The sequence below is a fragment of the Novosphingobium sp. GV079 genome, assembly GCF_003058045.1.
GTDB classification, from domain to species: Bacteria; Pseudomonadota; Alphaproteobacteria; order Sphingomonadales; family Sphingomonadaceae; genus Novosphingobium; species Novosphingobium capsulatum.
The window spans coordinates 1-10,301 of sequence record NZ_QBUE01000034.1; the positions used below are offsets into that span (position 1 = coordinate 1).

Annotated in this window: 18 protein-coding genes; all 18 read right to left on the minus strand. The window is 64.4% G+C overall.

Annotated elements, in window-relative coordinates:
- Positions 1-160: 160 nt before the first annotated feature.
- On the minus strand, positions 161-964 hold the full coding sequence (locus tag C8K14_RS21650; RefSeq protein WP_158271997.1) for a hypothetical protein: 804 nt from the start codon (positions 962-964) through the stop codon (positions 161-163).
- On the minus strand, positions 852-1,214 hold the full coding sequence (locus C8K14_RS21655) for a hypothetical protein (RefSeq protein ID WP_107719152.1): 363 nt from the start codon (positions 1,212-1,214) through the stop codon (positions 852-854). Before C8K14_RS21655 ends, C8K14_RS21650 begins: the two co-directional genes overlap by 113 nt.
- The gene (locus tag C8K14_RS21660; protein ID WP_133726912.1) at positions 1,204-1,668 is read right to left on the minus strand and encodes a hypothetical protein; all 465 of its coding nucleotides are present in this window, start codon (positions 1,666-1,668) and stop codon (positions 1,204-1,206) included. The genes C8K14_RS21655 and C8K14_RS21660 overlap by 11 nt, the downstream gene beginning before the upstream one ends.
- On the minus strand, positions 1,655-2,371 hold the full coding sequence (locus tag C8K14_RS21665; RefSeq protein ID WP_107719156.1) for a hypothetical protein: 717 nt from the start codon (positions 2,369-2,371) through the stop codon (positions 1,655-1,657). The genes C8K14_RS21660 and C8K14_RS21665 overlap by 14 nt, the downstream gene beginning before the upstream one ends.
- Positions 2,364-2,699 carry a hypothetical protein gene (locus C8K14_RS21670; RefSeq protein ID WP_199223796.1) on the minus strand — a complete coding sequence of 112 codons (336 nt, stop codon included), beginning with the start codon at positions 2,697-2,699 and terminating at the stop codon, positions 2,364-2,366. The genes C8K14_RS21665 and C8K14_RS21670 overlap by 8 nt, the downstream gene beginning before the upstream one ends.
- Positions 2,700-2,844: 145 nt before the next feature.
- The gene (locus C8K14_RS21675; protein WP_107719160.1) at positions 2,845-3,933 is read right to left on the minus strand and encodes a phage Gp37/Gp68 family protein; all 1,089 of its coding nucleotides are present in this window, start codon (positions 3,931-3,933) and stop codon (positions 2,845-2,847) included.
- On the minus strand, positions 3,926-4,339 hold the full coding sequence (locus C8K14_RS21680) for a hypothetical protein (protein ID WP_107719162.1): 414 nt from the start codon (positions 4,337-4,339) through the stop codon (positions 3,926-3,928). Before C8K14_RS21680 ends, C8K14_RS21675 begins: the two co-directional genes overlap by 8 nt.
- The gene (locus C8K14_RS21685; RefSeq protein WP_107719164.1) at positions 4,336-4,518 is read right to left on the minus strand and encodes a hypothetical protein; all 183 of its coding nucleotides are present in this window, start codon (positions 4,516-4,518) and stop codon (positions 4,336-4,338) included. Before C8K14_RS21685 ends, C8K14_RS21680 begins: the two co-directional genes overlap by 4 nt.
- A complete protein-coding gene (locus tag C8K14_RS21690; protein WP_107719166.1) occupies positions 4,518-4,952 on the minus strand; it encodes a hypothetical protein in 435 nt (144 codons plus the stop codon). Before C8K14_RS21690 ends, C8K14_RS21685 begins: the two co-directional genes overlap by 1 nt.
- A gap of 11 nt (positions 4,953-4,963) precedes the next feature.
- Complete coding sequence (locus tag C8K14_RS21695; RefSeq protein ID WP_107719168.1) at positions 4,964-5,146, minus strand: hypothetical protein; 183 nt, start codon at positions 5,144-5,146, stop codon at positions 4,964-4,966.
- Positions 5,147-5,148: 2 nt separating this feature from the next.
- Complete coding sequence (locus tag C8K14_RS21700; RefSeq protein ID WP_107719170.1) at positions 5,149-5,376, minus strand: hypothetical protein; 228 nt, start codon at positions 5,374-5,376, stop codon at positions 5,149-5,151.
- A gap of 1 nt (position 5,377) precedes the next feature.
- The gene (locus tag C8K14_RS21705; RefSeq protein WP_107719172.1) at positions 5,378-5,665 is read right to left on the minus strand and encodes a LuxR C-terminal-related transcriptional regulator; all 288 of its coding nucleotides are present in this window, start codon (positions 5,663-5,665) and stop codon (positions 5,378-5,380) included.
- Entirely contained in the window at positions 5,662-5,874 is a 213-nt protein-coding gene (locus C8K14_RS21710) for a hypothetical protein (protein ID WP_107719174.1), read from the minus strand. The genes C8K14_RS21705 and C8K14_RS21710 overlap by 4 nt, the downstream gene beginning before the upstream one ends.
- Before the next feature lies 1 nt (position 5,875).
- Positions 5,876-6,952 carry a hypothetical protein gene (locus C8K14_RS21715; protein WP_199223797.1) on the minus strand — a complete coding sequence of 359 codons (1,077 nt, stop codon included), beginning with the start codon at positions 6,950-6,952 and terminating at the stop codon, positions 5,876-5,878.
- Complete coding sequence (locus tag C8K14_RS21720) at positions 6,949-7,542, minus strand: 3'-5' exonuclease (protein WP_158271998.1); 594 nt, start codon at positions 7,540-7,542, stop codon at positions 6,949-6,951. Before C8K14_RS21720 ends, C8K14_RS21715 begins: the two co-directional genes overlap by 4 nt.
- Positions 7,539-8,210 carry a hypothetical protein gene (locus C8K14_RS22515; RefSeq protein WP_133726913.1) on the minus strand — a complete coding sequence of 224 codons (672 nt, stop codon included), beginning with the start codon at positions 8,208-8,210 and terminating at the stop codon, positions 7,539-7,541. The genes C8K14_RS21720 and C8K14_RS22515 overlap by 4 nt, the downstream gene beginning before the upstream one ends.
- A gap of 1 nt (position 8,211) precedes the next feature.
- Positions 8,212-9,288 carry a PD-(D/E)XK nuclease-like domain-containing protein gene (locus C8K14_RS21725; protein WP_107719178.1) on the minus strand — a complete coding sequence of 359 codons (1,077 nt, stop codon included), beginning with the start codon at positions 9,286-9,288 and terminating at the stop codon, positions 8,212-8,214.
- 2 nt (positions 9,289-9,290) lie between these two features.
- Positions 9,291-10,301: hypothetical protein (locus C8K14_RS21730; RefSeq protein ID WP_208110671.1), on the minus strand; the 1,011-nt coding region annotated here is incomplete at its 5' end.

The following is a 10,301-nucleotide window of genomic DNA, read 5'->3' on the forward strand; positions in this document are numbered from 1 at the left end:
AGCGTGCGCGCCCGGCGGTAGAGCGCCATCTTGCGCCGCCAGGACAGCGGCACCATGCGCCAGTGCTTGCCGCAGAGCAGTTCAGTGCCGGGCTGGTAGCGGGTAGAGCCGCGCTTGCAGCCGGGGATGACGCAGTTGATGCGGGGATAGGTGGGGCGCGTCATAGACCTGCCTCCGGTCGATATGGAGGATGCTGGTTGCTGCGCCGCCAGAACATCGCTTCGTCGCCGCGCATCAGGGATAGATGGGCAATCACGTCATCGGTCGGACACATGGCGCCGGCCCAGCTACCGGCATAATAGGCGATCGGGTGCATGCAGAGAGCGCAGAGAATGCGCATCCGCTCGCGGTCGGTGCGACCTGGGCGCAGTGCCACGGTCGGCTTGAGACGGCGAAACAGGTAGGTCACCCCCGAACGCTTGCTGGTTTCGAGGAACATACCGGTCATCAGATACTGCTTAAACTGGCGATGGCGCAGCAACTTGCCGAGCAAATCGATCGCGCGACCTTCCTGCTCTATGCCCCATGCCTCGGAGCAGCCAAGCGTGCTGAGATCGTGGCTGATGTGGTGGAACGCGGGCAACTTTCCCCAATCGATCTTGCCGTTTTTCTCCATGATCAAGATGTCGCAACGGTGGTGGCGCGAATACCACTGGTTGCGCAGCCTCCAACCTTCGTCATCAGCACTATCCGGCTGCTTGCCCATTCCCATCAGCGCCTCGGCGTGCGGGAATGTCGGCTCGATAATCAGGCGCTCGCCGTCAAGCGGCATCGGAATGCCAGCCCAATGCCCGCGCTCGTTCGCAATTTCGAACAGGGCATCGCGCAAACCGGCATGCCCATCCAGCGCCCTAGCCGCCTGCCGTCCGCGCGACAGTGACGGCATTGGTCGTTGCGGCTGGGATACGCTGGCGCGGCGCTGCTTTGCGGCCTTTGCGCGGCGCGCTTGCCGGTTCTTGCTCATGGCTGGGTTCCTCGATTTCGCCGGGCGTGCCGGCGACAATGTATTCGTTGGTCGTGGCGTCGAAGTCGTGGGCCCTGCGGTAAAGCGGCCCTTTGTCGTCTCGACCGACTTCAATCAGCAGGGCGAAACCGCGTCGGATCATGTCCTTCACGATCTTGGCGGCACGGGCCACTTCGGCCGGGTTCGATGGGTCGAAGCTCAGCTTGGTATCGCCGGCGCCGACATTCAGGATGGCGACTTCACCGGCCATTGTTCGGCCCTCCCAGCAGCCCAGCCACAGGATCAGGCCGGCCCTGCTGGTATTCCAGTGCCAGCCCCTGCGAAATGCGCTCGTAGACGGTGTGGCCATCGCTCATGACGACGTGGGCCAGGAACGCTTCCTCGAACGTCTCCACCCCGCTCTCGACGCTCTCCAGCTTGGCCTTGATCACCAGCAGCAGGGCGCGGCCGCGCTGGCGGTTGCGCTGCTCCAGCACTTTGCTGCCATCGATCGCGCGGCCATTGCCCGACTTTGCTGGGCCGGAATAGGTGGTGTGCAGTGGCAAGCGGAAGCGGATCTGACGTTCGGCCAGCGTGAACTGGATCACGAACTCGCCATCGCCCTCGGCCTGGATGATCTGGCCGGCGCCGGCGCGACGGACGATGCCGACGATCTCGGCCATCGACTTCTCGAACGGGACGGTGGTGGTTTCAGCGTAGGCCATGCTGCCCTCCATCGATGTTGCCGTGGGCCACGTCGAAGCTGACCGCGACCACCCACGGATCGTCATCCCAGCGCGTGCCGGGGGCGGTGTGGAGGCTGTCCCAGAGGTCGCCATAAGCACTATCGGGATAGATGCGGGGCTCAAGGTCTGGTGAGCCGCGATAGGCGGGCAGAAGCCCGAAGGCGCAAGCCCTCTCAAGCCCTTCGGCCACCGCATCGCGATCGCTGATCGAGCGCAGCCGCTCCACGCGCACATCGGTGACGGTCAGCGTCAGGCGGCTGGCCCAGCGGGGCATGTGCATGCCTTGGCGGCGCCGGCCCATCCAATCCGCTTGGGTATAGGACGTGTCGGATGGCCGCCAATCCCCGATGCGGTCCTGGTTGGCGATGCTGCCGCCGGCTTCGAATGCCACTGTCATGGACCGCGGCTCAAGATCACGCGGAGCGGTGGCGTCGTGCATCTTGCTGACGCGCCAAGCTTCTCTGACATAGAGCCGGTCGCCGGGGGCATAGCGCGAGAAGAACTGCACCTCGCCTTCTTCGTCCCCGAACCAACCCGCTTTTGCCGGATCGTCATCGATCGCCACGACAAAGCTCAGGCCAGCATCGTTGGCCGGGGCACAGAGCCGCCGCGTCTGGGTCTTGGTGCCAGCCAGCAGGGCGCGCACCATCGGCGCGCTGAAAATGATGGGGCGGTCAGACATTTTCCTGGCCCTTTCCTGTTTCCTTGGTGCGCCCGGCGCCCTTGCGCGCGGGCCAGTCTGCACCGGCCGCGATGTTGAAGCGCGCCGACGTGCAGCCGGGCGTGGCGCAGCAGATCTCGGCGCCGCGGTGCCAGCGCGAGTAGCTGAGCGTGCCAAGGCAATTGGGGCATTCCACGCTGCCGGACGTGCGCAGAGGGATAGGCGCAGGCAGTGCGGCGATGGCCGCCACCATGCGCGCCATTCCGGCTTCGACCGCGCTTGACCAGGCTGCGCGCTCTTCGTCAGTCCATTCCTGCCGCTGGGCACATGTTCCACGCGGCTCCGGCATGCATTGGCCGGAAGTGCCTGGAGCGCTCAGATCGACACCGACAGCGCAGCGCGGGCCACCATCCAACCAGGACTTGCCACGCTCATAGCTGTAGTGGCGGCAATGGTTGGTGGCATGAGGCGGTCGTTCAAATGACAGGATGCGCTCACCCATGGCGCACCTCCGGCATCCCGTTGTGCTCGACGCCATCGAGCAGGCGGCCGGCCAGCTTCTTGCCAACCTTCCGAACCGTGGCCCCGTCAGGAAACTGGTGGTGCTTGCCGGGGCCTTCCACTTCGCTGACCGACGCGTATTCACCCCACTGCTTGAACAGGAACTGGACACCGGCGCTTGCGCACTGGTCGCGCAGCGAGCGTGCCCAGGCGGGATGCATCGGGCGGGCGCTGGGGCCGCTCTCGCCGCCGACGATTACCCAGTCGATCTTTGGCCACCCATCGGTTTCGCCATCACTCCATGGATCGAACCGCTTGCCGTTCAGCGCGCTTTCCCATCCGGCTTCGCGCCCACCCTCCGGGGTTTCGTGGTCGAACATTTTGACGTGATCGAGCCGCACAGGCCCCAGAAGCGGCTCGGCGCTGATCCAGCGCACGGCGGCGGGCGCGGCCAGCAGGTCAGGGATGCGCTCATCAGCGCGGCGCTGATCCTCCACGCTCACGCCCGCCCACACGTTGGGGAGCGGCCACACTGCAATCTCCGGGTCTTCCTCGCGCGCGCGCGGAGCCAGCGCCGGGAGAATGTTCAGCTTCGGCAGGTCAGGGCGCATCGCCAAGACAATGATCTGCGCAGCCACACGTACCGGCGTAGCTGGGTCGCCTAGATAGGCGCGCATCTGATCGCTGCGCTTGGTCAGCACCTTGAAGATGTGCTGGGGCGACAACGCCATGACGGCAAACACGCGGTCGACCACTTCGAATGGCACGGCCGGGTGGAACAGGTCAGACATCGAGTTGACGAAATAGTCCGTGGGCTTCTTGCGGCGCAGCGGCGCCAGAAACACGTTATCAGGTGCGACGTTGACCTTGCCCGTCCAGACCGGGCCGCCCCGGCTTTCCTGCACGGTGCCTTCGTAATGGGTCAGCCCATAGTTGCCGGTGCCGTCTGCCTTCGGGGCCATAGCTTGCAGGCGCCAGGCCATGCGCATTGCATAGCAGTTAGTGCAGCCGGGCGACTGGAGCGAGCAGCCCACGACGGGGTTCCAGACCTTGGAGGCCCATTCGATTGCGGTGTCAGCCATTGGCGACCTCCATCAAGCGATTGGCCACCGCCGCGAAACCTTCCACCGTCACGCTGGCAACAGACATGGCAACTGGATCGCGCGCGTTGTGCGCCGCCGTTATTGCCGCATTCCAGAAGCAGCCCAGAGCATCAGCCAGGGCTTCGGCGGTCAGCGGCGCGGGCTGCGGATCGGCCGGAATTTCCACGCGGGCCAAGACTTCATCCGCATCACTGACAGACAACATCCAATTCTCGAAGCTTCCGCCCGGCAGCAGGCTGTCCCATTCGGCAATGTCGCCGTTCATGTGCAGGCCAGCGACGCCCTGGCTATGATTCACCAGATCATCGATGTCCTTGCGCAGCGCTCGAAGGGCATTGACCACTTCGTCATAGCTGGCGCGGGCAGGTTTCTGTTCGGTAATCACGACCAAAGCACCTCTTTCATCCGCTCGATCTCTTCGACCGGCAGGCCGGGGCAGACCGCAACGCGTGCATGGTTGAGCAGCAGTGCCAGTGCCGCGGCGATTTCGGGCGTGCTGGCGTCGAGGAAGTGCGCGTTGTCGCGCAGCACCTGCTTGCCGGTGGCTTGGTAGGGGCCGGGCATCAGAACGGCCTCCCTTCGTCATCGATATCGATGTCGTCCCCAAGGCGCGCCACTCTCGCCTCTCTGGCTTCCCATTGGCAGTCGCCATCATCGTCGCTGTCATCGGCGGCAAAGAAACCGGGCAACTCGTTGTTCGACGGCAGGGCAACCGGCGGCACAATCGCCAGGACGCTGGCGCAAAGCTGGTGCACCTGCTGCGGCCGGCGCGCATATGCCGTTTCAGCGCTGCACGGCGTGAACTGGTAGATCGCTGAGCCGCCCAGCAGGACCGGATCAAGCATCACGGAGCCGAATAGCGGCTCGACCTGCAGCATCTTGGTGCCGAAGCGCTCAACCTCAACGACGCGGCCGATCAGGGTGCGGTGGCCAAGAGCCTCGACGATCGCATAATCGCCTTCGGGCATGGACATGGCGGTGATGGCGGTAATGGACATATCCACCTCCCTCACAGCCAGAGCGAGCGAATGGCGGCGCCGACAGCAGCGCCCAGCGCCAGCATGCCGAACACCACCAGCACAGTTTCGCCCCAGGTGAGGCCGCAGAGCGCACAGGCCCGGGCGGCCAGCATGCTGACCACCAGCACGGCGGCAAAGATGATCATCGGAATGTCGAGTTGTTCGCGTGTCATGATCAAACGACCTCGTAGGCTTTGATTTCGAACGGGTGGGGAGGCTTGCTCAGGCCCCAATTGGTCGGTGGCCGAGCGCCACCAGCGGGCCATGGCTCCTGGCCGGCGGCGCGGGTGCTGTGGCCATTGAAGAGCACGACATGCACCTTGCGGAAGCCGGTGACGGTGCCCTCGTCATCGAGGATGATGCAGTCGCGCGGCACGCTGCCAGGGTTGGGCTGGAGCGCCACATCATGCCCCGTCGCCCAGGCGATAGGACTGATCCACGCCCTTGCGGGTGCCAGCCATCGACGCTTTGCGCGGCGAGTAGATGGCAAAGCCCTTCTTGCGGAGACGGCAGACATGCACCTTGATCGTCTCGGGCGTCGTGCGCAGGCGCGCGGCTAGTTCTGCGCTTGAGGCGGGGCCGATCTGCAGCCATTCGAGAACGCTGCGCTCGGCATTGGTCAGGTGCAGGTCAGCGTCGGGCTTCGACACGAAACACCTGTGCGCCGCCGGCAAGATGCCTTCGCCGCTCATGCCGCACCGCCTTTGGCGCTTTCAGCCAGCAGCTTGGCGACCTCATGGCGCATCGACCAGCCACAGTCCTGGCCGCCTTCGAGGAACGACACGGCGAGGTCTGCCTGATCGCGATCCTGAGCACGCGCGGCGCAGTTCAAGCGCGCGGTATCCAGGATCTCGGCGGGTGCGGCCAGCGCCGGCAGCATGGGGATGGGGCCCTGTGCCATGTCAGTCTTCCAGCGCCTTGAAAGCCTTGTAGATCTCGGCCTGCATGGCGGCGCGCTCCTTCTCGGGGAACGTGCTGGCGACGGCCAGGAACTCGGCTTCGACCGCTTCCAGGCCGGCCTTGTCGCCTGCCAGGAAGATCGCATCGCTCAGCCTGGTGGAGAGATCCATCCAGCTGGTGTCTGGCTCGGCGTGGCTCTGGTCGGTGGCGGTGGCTTCGGCAGCCTGCTGGCTAGGCTCGGCCTTGGCCGCCTTGCCGCGCGCCACAGACTTGCGCACCTCATCGGTGACTGCAGCGACGGTTTCGACCGCCGGGAAAGCCTCATCAGCGCTGGTTTCGCCGCGCTTGATCGAGCGGAACGCGATTTCGAGGTTGGCAATCTCGACACCAGTCCACTTGTTGGTGGGGCCGTGCTTGGCCATGAGCCGATCGAGATTGATGCCGATGCTGGAGAATGCATCGATCGCCTTGGCAATGCGCTGAGGCAGCGGAATATCGCCCTGACCCTTCTCCAGCACCTCACGGCAGCGATCGGCAGCAGCGTTCTTCACGTATGAAGGCAGCACACGAAAAATGCATTCGCGCAGACGGCGGGCGCCATTGTTGGCGTTGTTCTCGTAGATGTCGCGCATGTCGTTCAGCGGGCGCCGGCCGCTGCGCGTGTCCCGGGCATGGGGCACGATGAAGGTCTGGCTCGATCGCGTGTTGGTTTCGAGGTCGCGGGCAAATGCCAGCATTTCGGTGTGGCCGGCGTTGTCGTCGCGGGCCAGTTCCATGATGCCGTAATCGATGTTGCCCCAGCACCGGGCAAGCTCGGTGGCCAGAACGATCGATTCCCCGGTTACGCTTTCTTTGCCTCGCGGGAACGAGAAGAAGGCGCGCGAGGCCACCGAATATTCGCTGCAAGCTGCCAAAGCGCGCTGCATGGCCTGGCCTTCATCGCGCGGCGCCTGCTTAGCCACCAGGAACATGGCCTGCACTTCGGCAATGGCGCGGGCCTGTTCGATGTTGGTGGCCTGGCTGCCGGCCGGCACGCGGTTGGCCTGCTGGTGGATCTGCTGGGGGGTGACGTCGTTCACTTTGCGAGCCTTTCCTTGATGGCGAAATAGACGCGCTTGCTGGCGCGCACGTCGGCCAGGGCGTCGTGGGCTTGGCTGTGGTCCTCATCGAAGAAGAACCGCATGCATTCGGTGAGATTGGGCGCCTTGGGCTTGTTGAAGCCGGCGGCGCGCATCCGCTCGGTTGGCGGCAGGTTCATGATCGGCGTGGCCATCTTCATCGTGCAGCGATGCGGCAGCGGGCAGTCCCACTTGCTGCCCGTGGCGCGGGCGCCAGCAATGCGCATGATGCGAATGTCGAACGGCACGTTGTGGCCAATCACACCGCTGGCCTGATCAAGCAGGGCGGCAAAACGGTCCCAAGCCTCAGCCAAAGGCACGCCTTCGTCTATGGCCCGCTCCAGCGAGATACCATGCGCCTCAAAGGCCTTGGGGTGCATGGTGGCGCCGGGGCCCGGCTGAACCAGCGTGGACCATTCATCGATCATGTTGCCGGCGGTATCGGTCAGCATGCCGGCGATCTGCACCAGGTGCGGCTGGTGCGGCGCATCAGAGGGCGACCCGAAGTCAGGTAATCCACTCGTCTCAGTGTCGAAAAACAGCAGGTTCACGCGGATACTTCCTTCCTGTTGGTCTGTTGGGTGCGATGCTGGCGCGCCGGCTCAGTGGTGGCCCGATCAATGCTCCACCCGTAGGTCTGGATACGTTGGCGGAGCATCGTGAGCGGCTGGCCAGTGATCTCGGCGATTTCCGAGACCATCATCATTCGCCCAGCGAACGGGTATCGCTTGTTGTCGCGCCGATTACGGTTCTGGTCGGTTCGACCAATCCAGCGGCAATTCTCGGGGCAATAACCATGATCGTTATCGCGACGGTCGAGCGTCAAATGGTCGGCATACCCGTTCTGGTCCGCCCATCGCTGGAACGGCTCGAATGCTTGCCATTCAGCACAAACCGAGATTCCCCGACCGCCGTATCGAGGATAATCTGGACAAGATTTGGAGTCGCAGCGCTTCCGCATTTGCGTCCAGATGCGGTGCAGTCGCGAGTCAGTCATGCCGTGCGTTAACCGCGACTTCAGTGCTGCCTTTTGCCGATTTCCGCAGGTGCGGCACTGGGTGGTGTTGCCAACACGAAGGTCATTCAGCGGGATGGCCTTTTCGGTCCCGCAATCGCATCGGCACGCAATCAGATTGCGCTCTCTCCCACCCCATTGAGCGCGAACCCTGCCCAAAGCAGTCCACTTGCCAAACTGCTCGCCGATCTGAATTTCGGACACCTCAGCCCTCCCAGGAAAGTTCGCCAGCATCGATGCGGCGGTTGATTTGGGCTTGCGCCCATGCGGACATTTGCAGGGGCAGGATCGGGCTTTCGGGCTTGGAATATCCCGGCCAGACGCCAGTGCGCAGGCAGCGGGCGAACTTGTTCAGCGCGCTGCGATTGAGCATCCGGCCCAATTGGATGCTTTCGTCATCGAGGTGGTAGATCTGCACTACATGCGGCGGCACGCTTTCGACGCCGATCAGCACGAACCGGCGCTTGCCATCGGCCGGGCCGTAAATCTCTTCGATGATGTCGAGGTAGAGAGCGGCCGACTGGAAATAGCCGTTGCGTGTGGCAGCCTTCTCGAAAGCATCGGGATGCAGCGAGATCGCCGTCTTGATGTCGGGAATGATTTCCTTGGTATCGGGCAGGATGTCGGGCTTGGTCCTGATCCAGACCCCAGTTTCAGGATCACGCGCGGCCAGGGTCATTTCCGGGGTGCCGGACGTGATCAGCGCTTTGGCCAGTTCGTCGCGCTCGACCTGCTCAGCCATGGCATAGACAAGTCGGGCCTGGTCTGCAGTCAGCACCGGCACGCCGGAGCGCATGGCCTCGGCACGCTCTTCCTTGGCATCGCGCCAGCGCGCCAAGCGGCCATCGTAGCCTTCGGGCATGATCAGATACTGCTTGGGGAACAGATCCTGGAGCAGCAGAAGATCATGAACGCCCTTGCCCACGTTGAAGTGGGTCTTCTGCTCCTGCACTGGCCGCTTCGGATTGAGCGGGGAATCGTGCCAGTAGTGGGCGCAGCTTTCGTTCTCGATCTGCTTCAGGCCGGTCGAACTGATCGAAGCGGAATCGCAGATTTCTACCCGATGGTAGAGATCGCCGTCGATGTCGGGATACGCCCCCGGCTCGGTGATCAGCGGCAGCTTGACTGCTTCCGGCTCAGGCTCCGGCGCCACATAGCCATCGTCAAACGGGGTGAGGGTGTCCCCGCCGCCCTGTGGGGGAAACGGCGGCGGGGACGCCGGCCGCCGGGGAGGCTCGGCAGCCGGATCGAAGTCTTCGGCAAAGGGATTGCGGACGGTCATTGTCAGAAGGCCACCGCCGTGTGGGGCACGGCGCCGACAACGAGTGCCTTGACGATGGAGGTGGCCTGGGCCTCGTCCACCGGACCGGCAGCCATGATCGCTTCCTTGATGCGGGTCATGACTACCTGGCGATGTTTCCGGCTGCGCTCGCGGCGCTCCTGTTCGGCACGCTCGGCAGCAGCAACGCGCTCGGCCTCGGCCTGTTCAGCAGCAATGCGCTGGCGCTCGGCCTCAGCGGCACGGCGTTCTTCTTCGGCGGCCCGCTCGGCTTCGGCCGCACGGCGATTGGCTTCGTCAATCTCGCGCTGCTTGGCCTCGGCCACCTGACGCGCCGCTTCCTCGGCGGCCTGCTGGCGGGCGCGCTCGATGCGCTCTGCTTCGGCCTTCTCGGCGGCAGCGCGGCGCTCTTCTTCTGCCCGAGCTTCGGCAGCGCGGCGTTCCTCGGCCTCGCGTGCCTCGCGCTCAATGCGGTCCCGCTCTGCGCGCGCCGCGGCTTCCTCGCGCAGGCGCTGCAGTTCGGCCTGCTCATCTTCGCGCTGAATGGCGGTATCGAGCGCAGCCAGCAGCGCCTTGGTGGCGGTGTCCTTGAGCAGCACCGCTTCATCGTAGCGCTTGCCGAACTGCTCCTTCGTGATCTGGGTGTTGAACACGTCCTTGCCGCGCTGGCGGATGGCAGCCGACGTTTCACCGATCGTCACCGTGCTGGCGTTCTGGAGCCAGGTCAGGATCTCGGTGCAGCGCTGCTCGCGCTCCTTTTCGGCCTCTTCCCAGGCCGTCAGCGGCTGGCGCACCTCGTCTGCGAGTGCGTCCAGCTGCTCGACCACCACCTTGCCGGCTTCGTTGATGTCGGCGGTCTTCTTGCGATACTCGGCGGTCAGATCCTTGCGGGCCTGGTCGAGCATCGTCTTGGTGCGGGTGACCTTGGCGGCGGCCTTGCGGATTTCGTCGCGGCCCTTCGACGTGGAGGCGTCGGGCTCGGCAATCAGCGATGCCTCGCGCACCTTTGCCACGAA

What these genes read in the sequence shown, in the direction of transcription:
- C8K14_RS21655 (WP_107719152.1), bottom strand. Translation starts at nt 1,214, where the DNA reads ATGGCCGGTGAAGTCGCCATCCTGAATGTCGGCGCCGGCGATACCAAG.
- C8K14_RS21650 (WP_158271997.1), bottom strand. Translation starts at nt 964, where the DNA reads ATGAGCAAGAACCGGCAAGCGCGCCGCGCAAAGGCCGCAAAGCAGCGC.
- C8K14_RS21690 (WP_107719166.1), bottom strand. Translation starts at nt 4,952, where the DNA reads ATGTCCATTACCGCCATCACCGCCATGTCCATGCCCGAAGGCGATTAT.
- C8K14_RS21670 (WP_199223796.1), bottom strand. Translation starts at nt 2,699, where the DNA reads ATGCCGGAGCCGCGTGGAACATGTGCCCAGCGGCAGGAATGGACTGAC.
- C8K14_RS21725 (WP_107719178.1), bottom strand. Translation starts at nt 9,288, where the DNA reads ATGACCGTCCGCAATCCCTTTGCCGAAGACTTCGATCCGGCTGCCGAG.
- C8K14_RS21705 (WP_107719172.1), bottom strand. Translation starts at nt 5,665, where the DNA reads ATGAGCGGCGAAGGCATCTTGCCGGCGGCGCACAGGTGTTTCGTGTCG.
- C8K14_RS21675 (WP_107719160.1), bottom strand. Translation starts at nt 3,933, where the DNA reads ATGGCTGACACCGCAATCGAATGGGCCTCCAAGGTCTGGAACCCCGTC.
- C8K14_RS21665 (WP_107719156.1), bottom strand. Translation starts at nt 2,371, where the DNA reads ATGTCTGACCGCCCCATCATTTTCAGCGCGCCGATGGTGCGCGCCCTG.
- C8K14_RS21710 (WP_107719174.1), bottom strand. Translation starts at nt 5,874, where the DNA reads ATGGCACAGGGCCCCATCCCCATGCTGCCGGCGCTGGCCGCACCCGCC.
- C8K14_RS21660 (WP_133726912.1), bottom strand. Translation starts at nt 1,668, where the DNA reads ATGGCCTACGCTGAAACCACCACCGTCCCGTTCGAGAAGTCGATGGCC.
- C8K14_RS21685 (WP_107719164.1), bottom strand. Translation starts at nt 4,518, where the DNA reads ATGCCCGGCCCCTACCAAGCCACCGGCAAGCAGGTGCTGCGCGACAAC.
- C8K14_RS21695 (WP_107719168.1), bottom strand. Translation starts at nt 5,146, where the DNA reads ATGACACGCGAACAACTCGACATTCCGATGATCATCTTTGCCGCCGTG.